At 30.5% G+C, this 23,648-nt stretch carries 25 protein-coding genes; 9 read left to right on the top strand and 16 right to left on the bottom strand.

Going from position 1 to position 23,648, the window contains the following annotated elements; translation table 11 throughout:
* The first annotated feature begins 4 nt into the window (after window positions 1-4).
* Genes ubiE through B8063_RS03540 form a run of 6 tightly spaced genes read left to right on the top strand, consistent with a single transcriptional unit; the run spans window position 5 to window position 5,108 of the window.
* Window positions 5-709, top strand: a complete 705-nt coding sequence (gene ubiE / locus B8063_RS03565; protein WP_085069580.1) for a bifunctional demethylmenaquinone methyltransferase/2-methoxy-6-polyprenyl-1,4-benzoquinol methylase UbiE — start codon at window positions 5-7, stop codon at window positions 707-709.
* The gene (gene ubiB / locus B8063_RS03560) at window positions 706-2,274 is read left to right on the top strand and encodes a 2-polyprenylphenol 6-hydroxylase (RefSeq protein ID WP_085070881.1); all 1,569 of its coding nucleotides are present in this window, start codon (window positions 706-708) and stop codon (window positions 2,272-2,274) included. Before ubiE ends, ubiB begins: the two co-directional genes overlap by 4 nt.
* A gap of 8 nt (window positions 2,275-2,282) precedes the next feature.
* Window positions 2,283-3,482 (top strand): bifunctional phosphopantothenoylcysteine decarboxylase/phosphopantothenate--cysteine ligase CoaBC, encoded by a 1,200-nt coding sequence (gene coaBC / locus B8063_RS03555; RefSeq protein ID WP_085069578.1) that lies wholly within the window; start codon window positions 2,283-2,285, stop codon window positions 3,480-3,482.
* Window positions 3,482-3,919 (top strand): dUTP diphosphatase, encoded by a 438-nt coding sequence (dut, locus tag B8063_RS03550; RefSeq protein ID WP_085069576.1) that lies wholly within the window; start codon window positions 3,482-3,484, stop codon window positions 3,917-3,919. Before coaBC ends, dut begins: the two co-directional genes overlap by 1 nt.
* Window positions 3,916-4,674 (top strand): HesA/MoeB/ThiF family protein, encoded by a 759-nt coding sequence (locus B8063_RS03545; protein WP_085069574.1) that lies wholly within the window; start codon window positions 3,916-3,918, stop codon window positions 4,672-4,674. Before dut ends, B8063_RS03545 begins: the two co-directional genes overlap by 4 nt.
* The gene (locus B8063_RS03540) at window positions 4,659-5,108 is read left to right on the top strand and encodes an SH3 domain-containing protein (protein WP_232311421.1); all 450 of its coding nucleotides are present in this window, start codon (window positions 4,659-4,661) and stop codon (window positions 5,106-5,108) included. Before B8063_RS03545 ends, B8063_RS03540 begins: the two co-directional genes overlap by 16 nt.
* Here B8063_RS03540 and B8063_RS03535 read toward each other — a convergent pair.
* The 4 genes from B8063_RS03535 to B8063_RS03520 form a co-directional block, all read right to left on the bottom strand.
* Window positions 5,101-5,694: a DUF3501 family protein gene (locus tag B8063_RS03535; RefSeq protein ID WP_085069571.1), complete on the bottom strand. Its 594-nt coding sequence runs from the start codon at window positions 5,692-5,694 to the stop codon at window positions 5,101-5,103. The genes B8063_RS03540 and B8063_RS03535 overlap by 8 nt on opposite strands.
* Window positions 5,695-5,696: 2 nt before the next feature.
* Window positions 5,697-7,022, bottom strand: a complete 1,326-nt coding sequence (locus tag B8063_RS03530; protein WP_085069568.1) for a (Fe-S)-binding protein — start codon at window positions 7,020-7,022, stop codon at window positions 5,697-5,699.
* 102 nt (window positions 7,023-7,124) lie between these two features.
* On the bottom strand, window positions 7,125-7,541 hold the full coding sequence (locus B8063_RS03525) for a rubrerythrin family protein (RefSeq protein WP_075521031.1): 417 nt from the start codon (window positions 7,539-7,541) through the stop codon (window positions 7,125-7,127).
* A 107-nt stretch (window positions 7,542-7,648) separates the two neighbouring features.
* Window positions 7,649-8,068, bottom strand: coding sequence for a Fur family transcriptional regulator (locus tag B8063_RS03520; protein ID WP_085069566.1), 420 nt, complete (start codon window positions 8,066-8,068; stop codon window positions 7,649-7,651).
* Window positions 8,069-8,139: 71 nt separating this feature from the next.
* On the opposite strand from B8063_RS03520, the gene fabA reads away from it, so the two are divergent.
* From fabA to B8063_RS07160, 3 genes are read left to right on the top strand one after another with little or no spacing between them, the layout of a single operon-like run.
* Window positions 8,140-8,640, top strand: a complete 501-nt coding sequence (gene fabA, locus B8063_RS03515) for a bifunctional 3-hydroxydecanoyl-ACP dehydratase/trans-2-decenoyl-ACP isomerase (protein ID WP_085070877.1) — start codon at window positions 8,140-8,142, stop codon at window positions 8,638-8,640.
* The gene (fabB, locus tag B8063_RS07165; RefSeq protein ID WP_157101713.1) at window positions 8,640-9,851 is read left to right on the top strand and encodes a beta-ketoacyl-ACP synthase I; all 1,212 of its coding nucleotides are present in this window, start codon (window positions 8,640-8,642) and stop codon (window positions 9,849-9,851) included. The genes fabA and fabB overlap by 1 nt, the downstream gene beginning before the upstream one ends.
* Before the next feature lie 3 nt (window positions 9,852-9,854).
* Window positions 9,855-10,640, top strand: a complete 786-nt coding sequence (locus tag B8063_RS07160) for an enoyl-ACP reductase FabI (protein WP_157101712.1) — start codon at window positions 9,855-9,857, stop codon at window positions 10,638-10,640.
* 54 nt (window positions 10,641-10,694) lie between these two features.
* Here the strand turns inward: B8063_RS07160 and B8063_RS03505 are convergent, their stop codons facing one another.
* From B8063_RS03505 to B8063_RS03450, 12 genes are all read right to left on the bottom strand, one after another.
* Window positions 10,695-11,066, bottom strand: coding sequence for a DUF805 domain-containing protein (locus B8063_RS03505; RefSeq protein WP_085069564.1), 372 nt, complete (start codon window positions 11,064-11,066; stop codon window positions 10,695-10,697).
* A gap of 89 nt (window positions 11,067-11,155) precedes the next feature.
* The gene (gene pnp / locus B8063_RS03500; protein WP_085069562.1) at window positions 11,156-13,228 is read right to left on the bottom strand and encodes a polyribonucleotide nucleotidyltransferase; all 2,073 of its coding nucleotides are present in this window, start codon (window positions 13,226-13,228) and stop codon (window positions 11,156-11,158) included.
* A gap of 11 nt (window positions 13,229-13,239) precedes the next feature.
* Window positions 13,240-13,488: a 30S ribosomal protein S15 gene (gene rpsO, locus B8063_RS03495; protein ID WP_085070875.1), complete on the bottom strand. Its 249-nt coding sequence runs from the start codon at window positions 13,486-13,488 to the stop codon at window positions 13,240-13,242.
* Window positions 13,489-13,498: 10 nt separating this feature from the next.
* Window positions 13,499-13,861, bottom strand: a complete 363-nt coding sequence (gene rbfA / locus B8063_RS03490) for a 30S ribosome-binding factor RbfA (protein WP_085069560.1) — start codon at window positions 13,859-13,861, stop codon at window positions 13,499-13,501.
* Window positions 13,861-16,083 carry a translation initiation factor IF-2 gene (gene infB / locus B8063_RS03485; RefSeq protein WP_085069558.1) on the bottom strand — a complete coding sequence of 741 codons (2,223 nt, stop codon included), beginning with the start codon at window positions 16,081-16,083 and terminating at the stop codon, window positions 13,861-13,863. Before infB ends, rbfA begins: the two co-directional genes overlap by 1 nt.
* A 10-nt stretch (window positions 16,084-16,093) precedes the next feature.
* Window positions 16,094-17,647 (bottom strand): transcription termination factor NusA, encoded by a 1,554-nt coding sequence (gene nusA / locus B8063_RS03480; protein ID WP_085069556.1) that lies wholly within the window; start codon window positions 17,645-17,647, stop codon window positions 16,094-16,096.
* 96 nt (window positions 17,648-17,743) lie between these two features.
* The gene (metK, locus tag B8063_RS03475; protein WP_085069554.1) at window positions 17,744-18,913 is read right to left on the bottom strand and encodes a methionine adenosyltransferase; all 1,170 of its coding nucleotides are present in this window, start codon (window positions 18,911-18,913) and stop codon (window positions 17,744-17,746) included.
* Window positions 18,906-20,453, bottom strand: coding sequence for an apolipoprotein N-acyltransferase (gene lnt / locus B8063_RS03470; RefSeq protein WP_085069552.1), 1,548 nt, complete (start codon window positions 20,451-20,453; stop codon window positions 18,906-18,908). Before lnt ends, metK begins: the two co-directional genes overlap by 8 nt.
* A 4-nt stretch (window positions 20,454-20,457) precedes the next feature.
* A complete protein-coding gene (ybeY, locus tag B8063_RS03465) occupies window positions 20,458-20,904 on the bottom strand; it encodes an rRNA maturation RNase YbeY (RefSeq protein WP_085069550.1) in 447 nt (148 codons plus the stop codon).
* Window positions 20,897-21,904 (bottom strand): PhoH family protein, encoded by a 1,008-nt coding sequence (locus tag B8063_RS03460; RefSeq protein ID WP_085069548.1) that lies wholly within the window; start codon window positions 21,902-21,904, stop codon window positions 20,897-20,899. Before B8063_RS03460 ends, ybeY begins: the two co-directional genes overlap by 8 nt.
* Window position 21,905: 1 nt before the next feature.
* Window positions 21,906-23,237 carry a tRNA (N6-isopentenyl adenosine(37)-C2)-methylthiotransferase MiaB gene (gene miaB, locus B8063_RS03455; RefSeq protein WP_085070873.1) on the bottom strand — a complete coding sequence of 444 codons (1,332 nt, stop codon included), beginning with the start codon at window positions 23,235-23,237 and terminating at the stop codon, window positions 21,906-21,908.
* The gene (locus B8063_RS03450; protein ID WP_085069546.1) at window positions 23,237-23,647 is read right to left on the bottom strand and encodes a Fur family transcriptional regulator; all 411 of its coding nucleotides are present in this window, start codon (window positions 23,645-23,647) and stop codon (window positions 23,237-23,239) included. Before B8063_RS03450 ends, miaB begins: the two co-directional genes overlap by 1 nt.
* Window position 23,648: the final 1 nt, after the last annotated feature.

Raw genomic sequence — 23,648 nt, 5'->3', positions numbered from 1 at the left:
ATTTATGCAACAATATCTTCAAAATAAAAAGGGACTTGTCCAAGGTGTATTTGATAAAGTTTTTGATAAATACGATCTGATGAATGATTTTATGTCCTTTGGTATTCATAGGGTGTGGAAAAATGATCTAATGTTCTGGATGAACCCTGGAACAAACAAAATATTGTTGGATGTAGCTTGTGGAACGGGAGATCTAGCAAAACTATTTCATGATAAAACTAAAAATTTAAATAATACAATTTGTATAGACCCCAATGAGGGAATGATAAATATAGGTAAAAAGAAGTTAAGAAAATATAAAAATATTAAATGGATTATTGGTTCAGCAGAAAATTTGCCATTAGAAAATGAAACTTGTGATTATTATACAATTAGTTTTGGATTGAGAAATACTAGAAACTTAGACAAAACACTTTCAGAAGCGTATCGAGTTTTAAAACCAGGTGGACGTTTTTTGTGTTTAGAGTTTTCAAAAATACAAAATTCAAACCTAGATTTTGCTTACAAAAATTATTCAAAGTTAATTCCATATTTAGGAAAATTTATTGTTGGAGATAAAAAACCTTACGAATATTTAGTGAAAAGTATTGAAAATTTTATTAACCAAGAAGAATTAATAGAATTACTAAAGAATAATAATTTCCAAAATTGTAGTTATAGAAATTTATCTGGAGGTATCGTTGCAATACATTCGGGATGGAAATTATGATTAAAAAATTGTTTACACTTTTTAAACTTGGACGAAAACTTGCAAAATCAGATGCGTTAAAAATTGCAACTAAATTTAATGAACCACCATTATTAGTAAAAGTTTTATTTAGTATTTTATCATTCTCTTTTTCGAACAATAAAAAAGTTGGTAGTTCATTAAATCAAGGTGAAAGATTATCCTCTTCACTTCAATCTATGGGAACAACATTTATAAAATTAGGACAATTTTTAGCTACCAGGCCTGACATAATCGGTGATGAATTATCAAAAGAACTAGAAAATCTCCAGGATAGACTGCCTCCATTTTCACAAGACATAGCGAGAGAAATTATTAAAAAAGATTTAGGTGAGCAAAGCTTTAACTCAATAATAAATCTTAGTGAGCCAGTTGCAGCTGCTTCGATTGCGCAAGTTCATAAAGCTCAAATTAATGATGGCGGAACTATAAAAGATGTTGCAATTAAAATTTTAAGACCAGACATAAAAAAAATATTTAATGAAGAAATTGATGCATTAATGTTGTTTGCTTTCTTTGTAGAGTCATTCGTAAAAAAAACTAAAAGACTTAAGTTAGTTGAAGTTGTTTTTTTACTTAAAGAGATAACAAATCTTGAAATGGACCTAAGATTTGAGGCAGCAGCTGCAAATGAATATGGAGAAAATACAAAGAACGATGAGGGTTTTTTAGTCCCTAAAATATATTGGAATTTTACTAGTGAAAATGTCATGACACTTGATTGGGTAGATGGAGTTTCAATTAGAGAAACCGATGAACTTGTAAATAGAAATATTGATGCAAAAAAAATAGCATCAGACATAATTCAGCATTTTTTAAGGCATGCTGTAAGAGATGGTTTTTTTCATGCAGACATGCACCAGGGAAATGTTTTTATAAATAAAAGTGGTCAAATAGTTCCTATTGATTTTGGAATAATGGGTAGGTTAGATAAATTAAGCCAAAGATTTTTAGCGGAAATTTTATACGGTTTTATCCAAAGAGATTATAAAAAAGTTGCAGAAGTTCATTTAGTTGCTGGACTTGTGCCAAAGGATGTACCAGTTGATGATCTTGCTCAAGCATTAAGATCGATAGGAGAACCTATATTTGGCCAATCTGTAAAAGATATATCCGGTGGAAAATTACTTAAACAACTATTTGACGTGACAGAAAAATTTAATATGCAAACTCAACCTCAGCTTCTTATGTTACAAAAAACAATGGTAGTTGTTGAAGGAGTAGCAAGAAGACTTAACCCTGATACAAATATATGGGAAACATCCAAGCCTGTTCTTGAAAAATGGCTTAGAGAAACAAAGGATCCTATAAATTCATTTAATGAAACACTTAAAAATTCTGCAGAAGTAATTAAGAGGTTGCCTGAATTACCACAAATTATGGATAAAGCTAATCAGGCCTTAACATTTCTAGCAAGTGGACAAATTCCACAGAACTCTAGCTCATTTAATGAGTTAAATGTAAAAAAATCAGAGATGTCTAGCTTCAGAAATCAGTCAATTATTGGTTTATTATTGCTTGTAATTGTTACTTTATTGGTATTTTAATCTCTCGCATGAATAGTTTGTCAAACAAAAAAATACTTGTCGTAATTTGTGGAGGTATTTCTGCTTATAAAAGTCTTGAATTGATTAGAGGCTTAAAAAAAAAACAAGTAGAAATAAAAACAATCATCACAAAAAGTGCCAAAGAATTCGTGACACCTTTATCTATAACATCCCTTTCTCAAGGAAAGGTATATGAAGACTTATTTAGCTCAGAGAGTGAAAGCGAAATGGATCATATTTCATTATCAAGATGGGCAGATTTGATTGTTGTAGTACCGGCAACAGCTAATACAATATCAAAATTAAGTAATGGATTAACAGATGATCTTGCATCCACTGTATTATTAGCATCAAATAAAAAGATTTTTATAGTACCAGCGATGAATGTGAGAATGTGGGATCACCCGTCAAATAAAAAAAATATTATTAAACTAAGGGAATATGGTTATAGTATAATAGGTCCAGAGATCGGGGATATGGCATGTGGAGAGTATGGTGAGGGAAAAATGACCGAGCCATCAGATATCCTTTTACATATTGAAAATTACTTATCTAGTCTACAAAAAAATAAAAAATATAAGGCTTTAGTCACAGCAGGACCTACTAGGGAATATTTGGATCCAGTTAGATATTTAACAAACAAATCAAGTGGAAAGCAAGGTTACGAAATTGCAAAATCATTTAGAGATAATGGATTTGAAACAACACTAATATCAGGAATAACAAATTTAAAACCTTTGGAAGATATAAAATTTATTGAAGTTGAAACTGCAGACGAAATGTTAAAAAAAACAATTGAAAACCTTCCAGTTGATGTTGCTGTTTTTTCAGCCGCTGTGTGTGATTATAAATTTAAAAAATATAATAAAGAAAAGATAAAAAAAAATGCTGAACTAGATATTAGTATGATCAAGAATACAGATATATTATCTTATGTTTCAAAACATAATTCACTAAGACCAAAACTTACTGTAGGTTTTGCTGCTGAAACGGAAAATTTAGATTTAAATGCAAAAGATAAGCTAAGTAGTAAAAATTGTGATTGGATTATTGCTAATAATGTATCAGATAATGAAATAGGATTTGATTCAGAATACAATGAAGTTAAAATTTTTTATAAAAATAATAAAAACGAAATACTACATAAGATGAATAAATCATTAATTGCAGAAAATATAGTTGAGAGAGTTATTAAAAATCTTAATTAATGGTCAAAATTAAGATAAAGAAACTTGACCCTAAGGTCAAAATCCCACAATATAAAACTGAAGGATCATCAGGCATGGATCTAATGGCATTTGTAAAAAAATCCTTGAAAATAAAGCCAAACTGCTCTGAATTAATACCAACTGGAATTTCTATAGCTATTCCTCAAGATACAGAGATACAAATTAGACCTCGGTCAGGTTTAGCAGCAAAATCTCAGATAAGCGTACTCAATACACCGGGTACGATTGATAGTGACTATAGGGGGGAGTTAAAAGTTATATTATTTAATCATGGGGTGGATGATTTTATAGTTAATAATGGAGATAGAATAGCACAAATGGTTTTAATGCCCGTTCTGAAAGCTTCTTTTGAGGAAGTAGATGAGCTGCCCGATACAGTCAGAGGATCTGGTGGCTTTGGATCTACAGGTAAATGAAAAACTTATTAAGTAAAAGAACTCTAAACAAATATTCAAGACAAATAATTCTAAAAGATGTTGGAATTATTGGACAAAAAAAAATTTTTAATTCAAAAATATTAGTTGTTGGAGCAGGCGGTTTGGGAAGTCCAGTGATTGATTTATTAGTTAGAGCAGGTGTCGGATTTTTAGGCGTTATTGAAAATGACAAAGTTGAGTATAGCAATTTACATAGGCAAACTCTCTATGATTATAGTGATGTGGGTAAGTACAAATCAGATGTAATAAAAAAAAAAATTAAATTAATTAATGACAAAATAAAATTAAAAATTTTTAGAGAAAGGGCTAAAGATAAAAATTTAAGCAAAATTCTACCAAAATTCGATATAATTGTTGATGGAACAGATAATTTCCCAACTAAATTTTTACTAAATAAGTATTCATTAAAATATAGAAAGAAATTAGTTATTGGAGCAATAAGTAAATTTGATGGACATATTTTTAGTTTTGATTTTTCACAAAAAAAAATTCCTTGTCTTAATTGTTTTTACCAAGGAATGCCTTCTGATGAAATATTAAATTGCGAGGCTGAAGGTATTTTAGGACCTACTGCAAATGTAATAGGAGCATTACAAGCAAACGAAGTTTTAAAATTAATCTTAGGACTGAATGGAATTATTAAAAATAATATTTTAATTGTTGATTTATTAAATCTTACATCCAGAAAAGTTTATTTTAAGAAGAGAAAGAATTGTCTGTGCAAAAAATTATAATTTTTGTTTTAACTTCTTTGATATTAATAACTCAACAAGTTAATGCAAAAGATGAATTTTTTCTCATGCTTAAGAATAAAAAAGTGAATGTGAGATATGGGCCAGGATTTGATTATCAAGTCAAATATATTTATAAAAAAATCCAGCTTCCTTTAAAAGTTATTGATAAAAAAGAGAATTTTAGACGAATTATAGATCATAAAAATAATAATGGTTGGATACATGTTTCTCAACTAAGGAAAGCTAAGTCATTTATACCACTTGAAGATAAAATAATTTTCAAAAAACCATCTAAATTTTCTAAACCTATAGCCCAAGTAAAAAAAGGTAGATTGCTCTTAATAAAAAAATGTGAAACACAATGGTGTAAAATTCAAACAGGTGAATTTATTGGTTGGGTTAATGTTGAAAATGTTTGGGGACCAACTAATTAAAATCGCTGGACAGAGCTTTTATGGTGCTTTCTGAAAGCTTTGTTGAGTGTGAATACTCTTTATGATCTATTCCTAATTCAATGCTCACATTATTACCTTTAAATTTTGAAATTTGGTTTTGATCAAATTCAAAATGTATAAATTGCACTGATGATGCTTTCCCCTCTGCAGAAGTTCTATCTACATCTATTTCCGGTTTTCCGTAAATTATATCATTATCAATCTTAATAAATACATTTTCTTCAACACCACCTAATTTTCCAAGAAACGTAGCTCTAATTACTGGGTTATCAATTTCAAACATTAGAGTTGAAACCAATTCTTTTCCATTTGGTATTAAGGGATTGTAAGCTGTTAACTCGTCATTAAGTTGTTCATCTCCTCCTTTTTCTATATGTAGCATTTCTTGGACTTGAGCTAACATTGTTTCATAACACTCAAAGTAAAAGGTTGCATAAGGACCAAGTGGAACTCTTCTATCTTTTTTAAATTCAACTAGCTCTTTTCTCATCTGACGTCTATTTTTTTCATATACATCTGGGGCCAGTAAATCTGATTTTTGAATAATTTTTTGGTCTTTAGGCATTTTTATAATCTATAACTTTTTGCTACTAGTTCTATGGGGTGTAAAGCCTCATCATTATTAATATTTGTATCCTGAGCAAGTTGTTTAATGTGTTTTCCTGCTAATGGACAATCTGATGCCATATATTTATTGTTTTTTCTTTTAACTGCACTGACTGTATTTTTTGCTACTTTAACTGCAGTGCCGTGAGTTTGTTTCATCACTCCAAAAGTCCCACCGTGTCCGGCACATCTTTCAACTAAATCAATTTTTACATTTGGAATTAGTTTGAGCATATCTCTTGCCTTATTGCCCATATTCTGAGCTCTAGCATGGCATGCGTGATGCACTGTCACCCCGCCATCTATTTCTTGCATTCCTTTTACTAATCCTTCTTTGTTAGCTATATCAACAATATATTCATCAATATCAAAAGTATTTTTTGATAATTTTTTTACATCTTCGTCATTTGGTAGGAGAAGTGGCCATTCAAATTTCAACATCAAACCACAGCTAGCAGTCAAAGTTATTACTTTATAACCTTTATCTATGAAACTGATTAGTTCTTTCGATACTAATTTAGCTTGTTTAATTACCTTATCTGGGTCAGCTTGTTCAAGATATGGCATTCCACAACAACCAGCATAAGAATGTTCAACTTCAACATTGTTATGATTTAAAACTTTTAGCGCAGCTTCTCCTGTAGTTTTTTTATTAAAGTTTACAAAACAAGTAGAATAAATCACAACTTTTCTGTTTGTTCCCCCTGCTAATTTCTTTTGCTTAAACTTTTTAAAATAATTTGAAAATGTTTCACTATTATACTTTGGTAAAATCACTCTCTTATCAATTCCTGTTAAAAATTCTAAGACTTTACGAAAAAAAGTATTTTTTATGTTTGAAAACCAATTAATTATACCACTAAACATAACCCCAATTTTTCCGTTACGGTCTATGTTAGCTAATTGCCTTGTCGTACCAGAGATCTCACCATTCTTTCTTTGAAGCATTCGATATCGAAGCATTAAATGTGGAAAATCTAAATCAAATTCATGAGGAGGAACGTAAGGACATTTAGTCATAAAGCACATGTCACACAAAGTACAAGCATCGACAACTGGTTTGAATTTATCGCTTGATAAAGATGATACTTCGCCGTCCTCAGACTCATCAATATAATCAAATAGTTTTGGAAAACTATCACATAAGTTAAAACATCTTCTACAACCATGACAAACATCAAAAACTCTTCTCATTTCTTGATCCAACTTTTGTGGGTCTAAGAAATCTGGATCTTTAAAATTTATTGGATGTCTTATTGGTGCTTGTGTACTACCTTCTTTGCTCATTTAATTAGAATAAAGAATTTAATAAATAAGGATAATGAACTTTTATTTATTAAATTTATTGGTTTGCTTTTAGTGGACGTTTGAATGTCCACTAAATTGAATTTAAGCGATACTTTCTAAAGTTTTTTGAAACTTACCTGCGTGAGATTTTTCAGCTTTTGCTAATGTCTCAAACCAGTCAGCTATTTCATCAAAACCCTCTTCTCTAGCTGTTTTTGCCATACCAGGATACATATCTGTATACTCGTGTGTTTCACCTTCAATGGCAGACTCTAGATTAGCTTTAGTTTCACCGATTGGTTTACCAGTTGCTGGATCTCCTACTTCTTCTAGATACTCAAGATGCCCGTGAGCATGGCCAGTTTCACCTTCAGCAGTTGATCTAAAAACTGCAGCTACATCGTTAAAACCTTCTACGTCTGCTTTTTGAGCGAAATATAAATATCTTCTGTTAGCTTGACTTTCTCCCGCAAAAGCAGCTTTTAAGTTTTCCTCTGTTTTACTTCCTTTTAATGACATATTTATTCTCCTTTTGGGGAACATATAATCATTCTAAACTACATGTCAACAGTTTAGAATGGTTATAATATAATTTGTATAGTATTGTTATTATTGATTATTTTTTGCTACTGATTATCAGTATCAAGTTTTACTAAAACTTCTACAGATTTAATTTTTTTTCCAGGAATTGATTTTTGAATCTTAATTGGTCCCACATCAACTTGATCTAAATCAATCAATTTTTTTTCTGATATATCATAAAAATGATGATGGTCTGTAACATTAGTATCAAAGTAACTTTGATTTGAGTCTATTGGAATTTCTTTTAGATATCCTTTTTTTTCGAATGCGTGAATAGTATTATAAACAGTAGCTAAGGATATTCTTTCATTCGCCTCGGTTTCAATTATTTTAACAAGATCATTTATTGTGAAATGAAATGTTGTCTCTTTATTAAATAAAACTTCGCAAATCTTTATTCTTTGCTTAGTTGGTCTCAAACCAGAGTTTCTCAATTTTTTGATAAATTTAACTGTAGTAGTCATCTGTAACTTATAATAATTCTAAACTATTTGTATATTATAATTCAGTTAAATCAAGTATGAAGATTACAAATATGAAAAAAAACTCGTTTAATTACGATGAGTTAATTAGCTGCGCAAATGGTGAGCTATTTGGACCTGGTAATGCGAAATTACCATCTCCCCCAATGCTTATGTTTGATAGGATATCGGAAATTGATGAAAACAAAGGCTTTTTTAATAAAGGAGTGATTAAAGCAGAGCTTGATATTAAAGAAGATTTGTGGTTTTTTGACTGCCACTTTAGAGAAGATCCAGTGATGCCTGGTTGTTTAGGTCTTGACGCTATGTGGCAGCTAGTTGGTTTTTATTTAGGATGGCTTGGAAACCCTGGTAGAGGAAGAGCATTAGGCGTAAGCACCGTAAAATTTACTGGTGAAGTTCTAAAAAACGTCAAAATGGCAACATACGAAATAGATATGAAAAGAATTTTAATTAAAGGAGAAACAACTGTTGGACTAGCAAATGGTATTTTATGTGCGGACGGTAAAAAAATATATTCAGCAGAAAACTTAAAAGTAGGATTATTCAAATAATGAGAAGAGTAGTTATTACAGGAATTGGTATTGTCTCTTGTTTAGGAAACAATCAAGATGAAGTTCATCAATCGTTATTAAATTCAAAATCAGGAATTTCATTTTCAGACGAATATAAAGAGCATAACCTTAGAAGTCACGTTCATGGTAAACCAAATATTAAACTTCAAGATCATGTAGATAGAAAGACGATCCGTTTCATGGGATCTGGTTCTGCATATAATTATATAGCAATGAAAGAAGCAATTACAGATTCTGGTCTTGAAGAAAAAGATGTAAGTAACTTCAAAACAGGAATTGTTATGGGATCAGGAGGTCCATCAATCGAGAACGTTGTTTTGTCAGTTGATAAAACACGAGCGAAAACTCCAAAATTAATGGGTCCATTTATTGTTCCAAGAACAATGGCAAGTACCGCATCTGCAACTCTTGCTGTGCCATTTAAAATTAAAGGCATGAATTATACAATGAGTTCAGCTTGCGCAACTAGCGGACATTGTATTGGTCATGCGAGTGAATTAATTCAAATGGGTAAACAAGATATCGTTTTTGCCGGTGGCAGTGAAGAATTACATTGGGCTATGACAGCAATGTTTGATGCCATGACTGCTCTATCATCAAAATATAATGATACTCCAGAAAAAGCATCTAGAGCATATGATAAAACTAGAGATGGTTTTGTAATTGCTGGAGGAGCAGGTGTTTTGGTAATGGAAGAATACGAACACGCAAAAGCAAGAGGAGCTAAAATATATGCTGAACTAACAGGATATGGAGCAAGCTCAGACGGATATGATATGGTTGCACCATCTGGAGAAGGTGCTATTAGATGTATGAAAATGGCTCTATCAACATCGAAAAATAAAATAGATTATATCAATACACACGGAACCTCAACTCCTGTTGGAGATATTACTGAATTAAATGCAGTAGGCGATGCATTTGGTGAAGATATTCCAAAAATAAGTTCTACAAAATCTTTATCTGGTCATCCATTAGGTGCTGCTTCAGTTCATGAAGCAATTTATAGTTTAATTATGATGAAAAATAGTTTTATTACAGCATCTGCAAATATTAATGATATGGATGAGGACGCAAAAAAATATCCCATTGTTACACAAACAGAAAAAAATGTGTCGCTTAACTCGGTAATGTCAAACAGCTTTGGATTTGGTGGAACAAATGCTACTTTAATATTTGAGAAGGTGTAATCCATGAGTTTAATGAAAGGCAAAAAAGGATTGATCATGGGTGTTGCAAATGAAAGATCCATTGCTTGGGGTATTTCACAAAAACTGTCTGAAGCGGGTGCCGAACTTGCATTTACTTATCTAGGTGATGCTTTGAAAAAAAGGGTAATACCTCTTGCAGAAAAACTAAATTCAAATGTGACTTTTAGTTGCGATGTTGAGAAAAAAGAGGATGTAATTAAATTATTTGAGGATGTAAAATCCAGCTGGGGTGAGATTGATTTTATTGTTCATGCAATAGCATTTTCAGATAAATCTGAGCTTTCTGGAGAATATTTAAATACAACAAGAGAAAACTTTCAAAGAAGTATGCTTATCTCATGCTTCTCATTTACAGAAGTTGCTAGAGAAGCATCAAAGATAATGAAGACTAACGGAAGTATGGTCACATTAAGCTACGAAGCAAATAAAGCTATTCCTAACTATAATGTTATGGGAGTTTGTAAAGCTGCACTAGAATCTAGTGTAAAATACTTAGCAAGGGATTTGGGTGCCAAAAAAATAAGAGTTAATGCAATTAGTGCAGGACCTATTAAAACATTAGCAGCATCAGCCATTGGAGATGCAAAATTCTTATACAAATGGAATGAAGATCATTCATTTCTTAAAAGAAATGTTGATATTCATGATGTGGGAAATTCTGCTTTATACTTACTAAGTGATCTAGCAGGTGGTGTTACTGGTGAAATTCACTATGTGGATGCTGGGTACAATAAAGTAGGTATGCCAGATCCTAAAAATATTTCCTGAAATTAAATTAAAATTATTTTAACTTTTACAAGTGCTATATCAGGAGACATTAAATTATTTCTTTATTTTAATTGGATTGCCATATTTATTTTTTTTCTTTTCACCTTCTGTAGCATACCAAATAATTAACAACACTATACCAATTACAGTAAGTAAAATTAATTGCCACCAACCTGTCTTGTTAATATCATGCAATCTTCTACACGCAACTGCAATTGTAGGAAGAGTAGTTATAACTGTGAATATCAAGTTTATAGGTCCATCACCTTCAGAAGAATATCCTAAAACCATCGTATCAAATATTGCTGTAACTATACCACCAATTAAGCAAAAAAGAGCAAACCACCAGAGTTCAGATCTTGAAGCTCTTCCAGAAAACTCAGCATATTTTTTAAAACACGTTTTAATAGATGTTTGAAAATCCATAAGATTTTATAATTTATAGCAAAATTAAAGTGAAGCAATTATTTCATGGGGCATTTCTAGACAGGTGCCCCAAACCTTGAATTTTTTAATTAAATTGCTGCTTGTTTAATTGAAAGTTTTACTTTTCCTCTGTCAAATCCAATGACTTTAACTTTAACTTGATCACCTTCTTTAACAACATCAGTTACTTTGGCGACTCTCTTATCAGCAAGTTCAGAAATATGGACAAGACCATCTTGTTTACCTAAGAAATTTACAAATGCACCGAACTCCATAATTTTCATTACTTTTCCGTTATAAATTTTATTTAGTTCAGCTTTTGCAGTTAAATCTTTTATCATCTGCAATGCTTTGTTTCTTGAATCTTCATCTGGCGCTGCAACTGTAACTTCACCTTCATCATTGATATCAACTTTGGCGCCTGATACCTCAACAATTTCTCTAATCGTTGCTCCACCTTTTCCAATAACAGTTGCGATATCTTTTTTATCTACAGATATTTTCTCCATTTTTGGAGTATGCTTTCCTACATCATCTCTTGATTGAGAAAGTGCTTTATTCATTTCATCCAAGATATGAATTCTTCCATCTCTTGCTTGTTTTAAAGCCTGCTCCATTATTTCAAATGTTATACCGGTAATTTTAATATCCATTTGAAGAGAAGTAATTCCATCTTTTGTTCCAGCAACTTTAAAGTCCATGTCTCCTAAATGATCTTCATCACCTAGTATATCGGACAAAACACTAAAATCATCACCTTCTTTGATTAATCCCATCGCAATTCCAGCAACAGGTTCTTTTATAGGAACGCCAGCATCCATTAAGGCTAATGATGTTCCACAAACAGTTGCCATTGAAGAGGAGCCATTGGACTCTGTAATCTCAGAAACTATTCTAAAGGTATATGGGAAGCTTTCCTTTGATGGTAATGACGAATTTATTGCTCTCCATGCAAGTTTTCCATGTCCAATTTCTCTTCTGCCTGTTCCAATCCTTCCAGTTTCTCCAACTGAAAAAGGTGGAAAGTTGTAGTGGAGCATGAATCTTTCTTTTTGTAATCCATCTAAACTTTCAATTTTTTGTTCATCATCAGATGTACCAAGGGTAGTAGTAACAATTGCTTGTGTTTCTCCTCTTGTAAATAATGCAGATCCATGAACTCTTGGAAGAATTCCTACTTCACACATTATTGGTCTTACATCTGCTAAACCTCTTCCATCAATACGATTTTTATTTTTTAATATGTCAGTTCTAACAATTGTTTTTTCAAGATTTTTAAGCTGAGAGTTTACATCTAAGTCTGTATAATTTTCATTTTCTTCATACAGTTTTTTAGCTTTATCAGTTATTTCAGAAATCATATTAGATCTTTCTTGCTTATCTCTAATTGAAAATGCCTTCGTAAGATCTGCTGTGAATTCATCTTCTAATTTTTTCTTAACTTCAGAAAGATCTTTTTTCTCAACAACCCACTCTGGCTTTCTACATTCTTTTGCCAAATCTTCGATCATCTGAATAACTGGCACAAAACCTTCATGACCAAATTTAACTGCATTTAACATTTCTTCTTCCGTTAAACCATTTGCTTCAGATTCAACCATTAATACAGCGTCTTTAGTTCCGGCCACAACTAAATCTAATTTAGAATTTTTAAGTTCAACTTTTGATGGATTTAAAACATATTTTCCATCTATAAAACCAACTCTAGATGCCCCAACAGGTCCTAAAAATGGCATGCCTGAGATTGCTAGAGCTGCTGATGAAGCAATAATTGACAAAATATCTGCTTCATTTTCTTTGTCATAAGAAATTACAGTTGGAAGCACTTGTACTTCATTTTTGAATTCATCTGGAAACAAAGGTCTGATCGGTCTGTCAATTAATCTTGAGATTAATGTTTCGCTCTCTGTTGGCCTTGCTTCTCTTTTAAAATATCCACCAGGAATTTTTCCTGCTGCATAATATTTTTCTTGATAATTTACTGATAAAGGAAAGTAATCTACATCTGGATTTACTTTTTTTGCTCCAACAGCTGTCGCTAATACAACTGTTTCACCACATTGTGCAATAATTGCACCATCTGCTTGTCTTGCTATTTTTCCTGTTTCTAAACTTATCTTTTTTCCTGCTACTTCTATTTCTTTCTTTACTACCTTAAACATTTATTTCCTACTTACTTCCTTAGATTTAGTTTTGATATTACTTCCTTATAAGACTCAATTTTATTTTTCTTTAAATAGTCCAATAATTTCTTCCTTCTATTAACAGCTCTTAATAAACCTACTGATGAGTGTTTATCTTTCTTAAACTGTTTAATATGTTTTGATAGGTTCTCAATTTTATCTGTCAATTGAGCAACCTGAACTTCAGACGACCCTGTATCTTTGTCATGGATCGCTAGTTCTTTTGCTTTTTTTGCCATCATATTATCCTTATTTATTTGTTTGTTTTATTAAGTTTTCAATTTTTTCAGCATAATCAAATGAGTCATCTTTTACGAAATATAGTTTTGGTAAAAATTTCATAACTATTTTCTTTGAAAGTACTTTTCTAATTACAAATGAAAATTCTTTTAATTTTGCAACAATATCATCAGCCTCTCTACCACCTAAAGGCATTACAAATATTTTTGCAGTTTTTAAATCTGGGGACATTCTAACTTCAGTTACTGTAATTTCTTTTGTTGATAAAGGTAGTTTTGCTTCATCTCTGATAAATAACATTCCTAAAGCTTGTTTTATCATTTCACCCACTCTTAATTGTCTTTGTGTTACTGGTTTACCTAAACTCTTCATTAAATTTTTCTCTCTGTTACAGTTGAATTATAAACTTCAATGATATCTTTTTTTTGGAAGTCCCCAAAATCTTTTAGAGTGATTCCACACTCTAGACCAGCAGAAACTTGCTTGGTTTGATTTTTTTCTCTAAATATTGAACCAATTTTACCATTAAATATAATTGCTCCATCTCTAATTACCCTTGCATTTGAGTCTTGCGTAATTTCACCCTCTGTAACTTTAGAACCTGCAACTTTTCCAACCTTCGATACTTTAAATATTTCCAATATTTCTGCACTTCCTATTATTTTTTCATCAACTTCGGGAGTTAATAAACCTGACATCTTGCTTTTAATAAAATCTAATACCTCATAAATGATGTTGTAAGATGAAATAACAATTTTTTCTTGCTCAGCTCTTTTCTTTGCCTCTTTGCTTGGTTTGACATTAAATGCTATCAAAACTGCATTTGAAGCTTTGGCTAAAGTTACATCTGTTTCAGTAACCATTCCAATATCTGACAGTAAAATCTTAGGTTTAACTTCATCGTGTTTTATTTGATTAATTGCATTTTTAATCGCCTCTGACGATCCATGAACATCGGATTTTACAATGATATTTAATTCCTCGGATGCAGCATCTTTAAATGCAGAGTCTTGAGTTACAAAAGTTAATGAATTTTTACCATCTTTAGTCTCTTGAATTCTAGCATCACACAGTGATTTTGCCTCTTTTTCACTCTCTAAAACTATAAAATCATCTCCTGCTTTTGCTGCACCATTTATACCTAAAATTTCAACTGGTGTAGCTGGTTCTGCTTGTTCTATATTTTTTCCTTGGTCATTAATAATCGCTCTTACCTTTCCCCATTTTAAACCACTTACAAAAAAATCACCCTTTTTTAAAGTTCCAGCAGTAACGATAACATTTGCAATAGGACCTCTTCCAATATCAATTTTAGACTCTAAAACAATTCCTTTAGCTTCTGTTTCAAAATCAGTTTTTAAATCTAAAAGCTCAGCTTGTAAAATAACACTCTCAACAAGTTTATCTAAATTCTGCTTTGTCTTAGTGGAAATCTCAACCATCAAGGTATCTCCAGATAGGTCTTCGGCAATTAATTCATATTCTAATAACTGATTCTTTATTTTTTGTGGGTCAGCCTCTGGCAAGTCACATTTGTTTATTGCAACAACAATTGGGACTTTTGCTGCTTTTGCATGTTTAATGGACTCTATTGTTTGAGGTTTCACTCCATCATCTGCTGCAACAACAAGAATAACTATATCGGTTAGCTTTGATCCTCTTGCCCTCATTTCTGTAAAGGCTGCGTGGCCAGGTGTATCTATAAAAGTAATTTTATTAGACTGATGTGTAATTTGGTAGGCACCAATATGTTGAGTAATTCCACCAAACTCTCCTGATACTACATTCGCTTTTCTTAAAACATCAAGAACTGAGGTTTTTCCGTGATCCACATGCCCCATTACAGTGACAATTGGAGCTCTACTTTTTAAATTCTCAGCTTTAACTTCTTTTATTTTTTCAATTATTTCCTCTGCCTTTTCTTCTCTAATTGGATTATGTCCAAATTCTTTTACTAAATATTCAGCAGTATCAGAGTCAATTGTGTGATTTATAGTTACAGTAACTCCCATACCTAATAAATGTTTTATAATATTGCTTGACTGTTCGGCCATTCTATTTGCAAGCTCTCGAATTGTAACAACTTCAGGTATTTTAACGTCTCTTTTGACTGGTTTTAAATTATCTTTATCTTCATCTTGATTTAAAAGTCTATTCTCTTTCTGTTTTGCTCTTTTTAATGAAGCTAAACTTCTTCCTTTTCCTGTAAAGTCTTCATCACTAAGTGCTCTGGATACTGTTAATTTTAATTCTCTTCTTTTTGAAGCTCCTTTTCCAGCTTTTGAATCTTTGCTTGGAGTTGTTTCTCCTTTTAATCTTCTCGTTGCTCTTTGCTCCGCAAGTTTTCGTCTTTCAAAATCTGAACTTGGGGAAGTAGTTGGTTTAGAAAAAGTGTTATTTCTAGGCACAACAGGTGCACTCCCTTTGGGTCTTTCATTTGATGTATTTGGTCTGGAGTAGTTTGGTTTGGTGCCAAATCTAGGTTTTTTTTCAATAACAACAGTATTTTTTGACTGTGATTTAGCTTGCTCTATGCTGTTTATAGTTTTTTTGGAACTTCCTGAAATTGATAACTTTAATTTTTTCTTTTCCATCTTTCATCTCTCAATCTTTATAAACTTTGTCACGAGCGGACATGATTAAACTATCTGCCTCTTGTTTTGATAAAGCAAAATCTTCTAAATACCCTTTAATTTTTACTCTCTCACCTTTAACAACATCATAACCACCTGTAAGTTCGTCAGAAGCTAAATCTGCAAAGTCAGTTAACGTTAATATATTTTGTTCTCCCAATGTAACTAACATGCCGGGGGTTAAACCTTCATGACTAATAAGTTCGTTTTCTAGACCCAAATCTTTTACTCTTTTTGCAATTTCCTCTTGGTCTTTTTGATAAAACTCTTTTGCTCTTTCAATAAGTTCTTTTGCTGTATCTTCTTCTATTCCCTCAATTTTTGTTAAGGCCTGAGGCTCACTATCCTTAATATCGTCGATTGTTGAAAAGCCTTCAGCTACTAATAACTGACCTAATGTTTCATCTAATTCTAAATTTTTAACAAAATTATCAGTTTTCTCTTTAAATTCTATTTGTCTTCTCTCTGAGTCCTCCTGATCAGTCATTATGTTAATTTCATAATTCAAAAGTTTGGTCGCCAATCTAACATTTTGACCTCTTCTACCTATAGCTTTACTTAAATTCTCTTCAGTCAGGATCACGTCCAATTTTTTTGCGTCATTATCAACATTAACTCTTTGTACTTCAGCTGGTGATAGCGCATTTGCTACAACTACTGCTGGGTCTTCTGACCAATTTACAATATCAATTTTCTCACCCTGAAGTTCATTAACAACTGCTTGAACTCTACTACCTCTCATTCCAACGCAAGCACCAACAGGATCTAATGAAGTATCAATTGCTTTGACACAAATTTTTGCTCTGCTTCCTGGATCTCTAGAAGAAGATTTTATCTCAATTAGTCCATCATAAATCTCTGGAACTTCTTGAATAAACAATTTCTCCATGAATTTGGGATGTGCTCTAGATAAAAATATTTGCTGTCCTCTAGGCTCTCTCCTGACATCTAAACAATAAGCTTTAATTCTATCTCCAGCCTTAATATTTTCTCTAGGTATTAATTCGTTTTTTTGAATAATTGCTTCTGTTCTACCAAGATCTACAATGATGTTTCCAAATTCCAATCTTTTAACAATTCCACTTAATATTGTATCCTTTTTGTCTATAAAATCATTAAATTGTCTTTCTCTCTCTGCCTCTCTAACATTAAAGCTTATAACTTGTTTTGCAGTTTGAGCAGCAATTCTTCCAAAATCAAATGATGGCAAAGGTTGTAAAACTTCATCTCCAACTTTCATATCTTTATTATTTTCATTAAGTTTGATTGCATCGTCTAAACTTATCTCTAAATTTGAATTTTCTGGGCTATCAACAATTTGTAGTTTTCTAAAAATTCCTATGTCACCGTTGTCACGATTTATCTCTACTTTAATCTCATTTTCAGAACCAAACTTTGATTTTGCGGCCTTTGCAATACCATTTTCCATTGAGTGAATTATTAACTCTTTATCAATTGATTTTTCTAAAGCTACTGCTTCAGCTATTCTTAATAATTCAAGTTTATCTGCTCTTCTGTTTAACATTTAAATTTTCTTCAAAAAAAAATGGGCCGAAGCCCATTTTGAAATTTCAATAATGTTAGAGGAATATATTGGCTTTTTTTAAATATTCAACTTTATTTAACTATTAAATATGTTTGATTTATCAGTTTTTTCCCATGAAAATGATCCATCTGGTTCTGGCTCTCTTCCAAAATGACCATATGCTGCAGTTTTTTGATAAATAGGTTTATTTAAACTCAACATTTCTCTAATTCCTCTGGGACTTAAATCAAAATTTTCTCTTATTAATTTTTCAACATGTCTATTTTGTTCTTCATCATTATTAAAAAGATTAACATAAATAGAAAGTGGTTTAGAGACCCCAATCGCGTACGCCAGCTGTATCAAACATCTATCAGAAATTTTTGATGCAACTATATTTTTTGCTAAATATCTTGAAGCATAAGCTGCTGATCTATCAACTTTTGTAGGATCTTTTCCAGAAAATGCTCCACCACCATGTGGCGCAGCACCACCATAAGTATCAACTATAATTTTTCTTCCAGTCAAGCCTGCATCTCCATCTGGTCCACCAATAACAAAATTTCCAGTAGGATTTACATAAATTTCATCTTCACTAAGCTCTGATAATAAGTTTTTAGGTATAGATTTTTCAATGTAAGGTTTAACTAAATCTCTAACATCAGCTTGATTTACATCTGCGGAATGTTGTGTTGATATTACCACTGATTTAACAGCTGCGGGTTTTCCTTCTTTATACTCTATTGTGATTTGACTTTTTGAATCTGGTTCAATGTTTTTTAATTTCCCTGATTTTCTATCTTCAGCCATTAGTCTTAAAATTTTATGTGAATAGTGAATTGGAGCTGGCATTAAAACATCTGTTTCATCACATGCATAGCCAAACATTATACCTTGATCTCCAGCACCTTCATCCTTATTTCCAGATGCATCAACACCCATTGCAATATCTGCTGATTGTGAATGTAAATGGCTTTCGATTTTTGTAGCTTCTTTGTATGAAAAACCATCTTGATCATATCCAATATCTTTAATGCAATCTCTGACTTTTGAAATCAATTCATCTTTTTTGATTTCTGGACCTCTAACCTCACCTGCCAAAACAACTTTATTGGTTGTTGTTAGTGTTTCACACGCTACTCTAGACTGAGAGTCGTTTGCTAAATAATTATCAACTACCATATCTGAAATTCTATCTGATACTTTATCAGGATGACCTTCCGATACAGATTCACTAGTAAAAAGGAAATTTTTAAGATTATTCATGATCCAATCTTCTAATAGAAAATAATATAAAAATATAGATAAAAATTAATCCATAATATATTTTATTTCCAAATTTACTAAAAAGTGTAAATTTATGCTTTATTTTGTTTGTATAAATCGAACCAATTTCATCTAAATCTATTAATGATTTAATTTTACCACTTGGATTGATAATTGCAGAAATACCATTGTTTGCTGATCTTATTAGGGTTTTGCCTTGCTCAATAGATCTAAACCTAGAGTGAGCATAATGTTGGTATGGGCCTATTGAATTTCCAAACCAACCATCCTCGGAAATATTAATTATTAAATCATAATCTAAATTATTATTTAGTGTCCCTGCATAAATAATTTCATAACAAATTGTAGCTAATAGTTTTAAATTAATATCTTCAATGTTTAAAATTGCTTTTTTATCTTTTCCTTTAGTGTAAGATTGATAATTATTGGTTAAACTTTTAAGCCCTATCAAAGACATAACATTCTCTAGAGGCAAAAACTCACCAAATGGAACTAATTTCCTCTTATCGTAATAATCGATTACATTCGATTGATTATCAATAACTGCAATGGAGTTAAAATACTCGGTTTTACCGTTTAAATTCACCTTCCTATTTAAACCTAGCAAAATAAAATGATCCTTATCAAAATTTTTACTAAAAATTTCTTTGTATGAATTAATATTATTCATGTTGGTTGAGGGTAAAACACCCTCTGGCCAGATAAAAATTGTTTTTTTTCCAAAATATCTTTTTGGATCACTTAGATTAACTAAATTTTGAATTATAGAATATTCATCAACATTAGATGAATAAAATCTTTCTAAAGATACTTTGGTAGAAATAGTAACAATATTTATATTATTTTTATCACTTTTTATTCTCAGATAATTTAAGCTGACATATCCATAAATCAAATTAGATATGACTAAAATTCCAATAATAAAAATACAATAAATATTTTTTTTTGACTTTTTGATGAACCATATAGCTGGTATTGTAAACAAAGTGATACATAGCAGATTAAATCCATAAATTCCCACTAAAGAGTTGATTTGAATAAACTCTGTTTGATCATAAAAACTATAAGCTATTAAATTCCATGGGAAACCAGAAAGTACAATTCCACGAATATATTCAATAATACTTAAAACAAGTGAAAATATAAGAACTGAAGAAATAATTTTTTTTTGACTTAGAAAAAATTTTGTTATCAAGGTTGTAATACCAAAAAAGATTGAGATGAATGCTGGAATACAAATAATTGATATTGGTATTAAAAATTTAAAATTATTATCAAATGTAAGAGAAATTGATATCCAATATAAACTGCAAATAAAATATCCAAACCCAAAAAACCATCCGTAAAGAAAAAAAATTGATTTGGATTTATTTGAATTTTTAGCTTCAACTAAAAATAAAAACAAAAATGTAAAAGATATAAAATTTATAAAAAAAAAATTATATGGAGGTAAACTAAATGACGAAACGCCACCAAGTAAAAATAAAATTAAAAAATTTAGTTTTTCAGATTTTGTCAAAAGTTTAACTTATTGAGTTTAATATTTTATTTTCTTCTTTATTCATTATTTTGAAATCTTTTATTTTTTTATGATCAAAACCTAGAAGATGCAAAAACCCATGGATAAAAGTCATTTCTAAAATAAAATTTTTTTTATTTGGAAAAATATATTGATAACTGATAATTATATCTCCAAGATAAATTTCTTTTTTTTTTAATTCTTTTTTTAAATCTGTTTTTATAAACGAAGGAAATGACAATACATCCGTATGATTATTTTTTTTTCTAAATTTATAATTTAGTTTTTTAATATTTGTATTATTTGAGAGTAATAAAGTAAAATTTACTTTTTTATTAGAGTAAAAATATTTTTTTGGAAATCGCCTTAAGATTTTGTCAAAAAATAATTGTGGTTTATTTAAACTCTTTTTCCATTTCTTATGATCAACGAGTACATTTACACTAATCATTATTTATATCAGAATAAGCCTTAACTATTTTTGATACTAAAGGGTGTCTGACAACATCTGAATGATCAAAATCTATAATTGATATTTCACTTAAATTACCTAATAATTTTTTTGATCTATTCAAACCTGATAAATTTTTATTTGGAAGATCTATTTGAGATGGATCTCCATTTATTACAATCTTTGAATTTTCTCCAATTCTAGTTAAAAACATTTTTATTTGAGTATCAGTTGCATTTTGAGCTTCATCCAAAATTGCAAATGAATTTTTTAGAGTTCTACCTCTCATAAAGGCTAAAGGTGCAATCTCTATATCTCCAATTTCTATTTTTTTTTGTATTTTTTCAAAATCTAAAAGATCATAAAGAGAGTCATACAATGGCCTTAGGTACGGATCTACTTTTTCTCTCATGTCACCAGGCAAAAAACCTAGTCTTTCTCCTGCTTCCACCGCAGGTCTTGATAAAATTATTCTCTCTATTTTCTTTTCTAAGAGCATAGTAAGTCCAACAGCAACAGCTAAAAAAGTTTTACCTGTTCCCGCAGGTCCGGCTGAAATAACTATATCGCTCTCTTTTAATGCTCTGACATAATTTTTTTGTTTTTCTGATCTAGGAATGACAGATTTTTTTGGTGTCTTAATAATATATTCAATATTTTTATTTGTATTATTGTTATTTTCATCAATCATAAATTTATTAACTGATGAAATTATATCTTTTTTTTCAATATTTCCATTTGTAATAAATTGATTAGTTAAAAACTGGATAGCATTTTTTACTAAATTATTTTTTTTTGGATCACTTTTTATAAGAATTGAGTTTCCTCTTGAATAAATACTTGTATTTGTCAACTTTTCTAACTCTTTTAAGTTGTTATTAAATTCTCCAACAACACCTAATAGCAGATCATTATCTTGGAAAACTATACTCAGCGAATTATTATCTGAATAAACAAATTTCAGCTCTGTTTTAAAATTATTTTGTTTAAGATTTTTCAAATTAAGCTGCTGCCATTTTGTTATCTAATTTTCCAAATAAATTGTTCTGATTAGAGTTTTCTATTTTAACTTCTACTAACTTTCCTATAATGTCTTCTGATCCATCAAAGATAACTGAGGATAAATATTTATTTCTTCCAAAATATTTATTTTGATTTTTTAACTTATTTTCAACTAGAACTTCAACAGATTGTTTTTCCATAGATTTATTAATTTGTATTTGATTATTGAATAATTTTTTTTGAATGGTAACTAGTCTTTCTTTACAAATTTCATTATCAATTAACTCATAATTTGAGGCTGTTGTGCCTGGTCTTGGACTAAAAATAAAAGAGAAAGAATTAATAAAATTTACTTTATCTAGCAATTTAAGAGTATCGTTGAAATCATTTTCAGTTTCCCCAGGATAACCAATTATAAAATCACTCGAGAATTTAATATCATTATTAATATTTATTAATTTTTCATAAACTTTTAAATAGTCTTCAACTTTATGCTTTCTATTCATCAAGTGTAATATTTTATCTGATCCACTCTGAATTGGTAAATGCACAAATGGCATTAACTTATTACATGATGAATAACAGTCTATAAGGTCATCGGTCATGTCTCTTGGATGGGATGTTGTATATCTTACTCTTTTTAATTCAGAATACTGATCTAATTTTTTTATCAAGTCAGAAATTCTGTACTCTTTGCCATTTTCACAATAAGAGTATGCATTTACATTCTGACCTAATAGAGTAATTTCTCTAACACCATTTTTAATTAGTTCTTCAGCTTCTTTTATTATTTGTTCAAAAGGCCTGGAATACTCTGGACCTCTAGTGTAAGGGACTACACAAAAATGACAAAACTTATCACAGCCCTCTTGGATTGTTAAAAAAGCTGAAATTTTACTATTCTCGTTTTTTATATCATCAAAATAATTAAACTTTGTTACTGTATCAAAATCTGTTTCATCTATTTTTTTGTTTTTGTGCTGATTTAAGATTAAATCATTAATTTTATGATATGCCTGAGGACCAATGACTATATCTATATAAGGTTCTCTTTTTAACATTTCTTCATTCTCGGCTTGAGCAACACACCCTGCAACAACTACAATTGGTTTTTTTTTTCCTCTAAAACTTTTTTTAACTCTACCTATTTCATGGTAGACCTTCTCTTTTGCTTTATCTCGAATATGGCAAGTGTTTAATATGTAGCAATCAACATCGTTTTGATCATCATTTCTAATGTATCCAATATTTTTAACAGTGTCATAGATTCGATTGGAGTCGTATTCATTCATCTGACAACCAAAAGTTTTGATGAAAACTTTTTTTTGCATCATTTATTTTTCTTGATACCGTAAAGTTCTAATTTGTGATCAACTAATTCATAGCCATATTTTTCAGCTACTTTTTTTTGTAGTTTCTCAATCTCATCATCAACAAATTCGATTATTTCACCTGTTTTGATGTCAATTAAATGATCATGGTGACTTTCGCCAAGTTGTTCATATCTTGCTTTTCCGCCTTTGAAATCATGCTTTGTGACTATACCTGCCTCTTCAAATAATTTAACGGTTCTGTAGACTGTAGCTATACTTATTTTTGTATCAATTTCTGAGACCCTGTTATAAAGCTCATCAACATCAGGGTGATCTTGAGATTCACTCATAACTTTTGCAATTATACGTCTTTGATCTGTTAATTTTACTCCTTTTGAAATACATTTTTGTTCTATTGTTTCAGACATA

It is taken from the genome of Candidatus Pelagibacter sp. RS40 (genome assembly GCF_002101295.1).
Classification (GTDB): domain Bacteria; phylum Pseudomonadota; class Alphaproteobacteria; order Pelagibacterales; family Pelagibacteraceae; genus Pelagibacter.
This window is presented reverse-complemented; position numbering and strand designations above follow the sequence as displayed.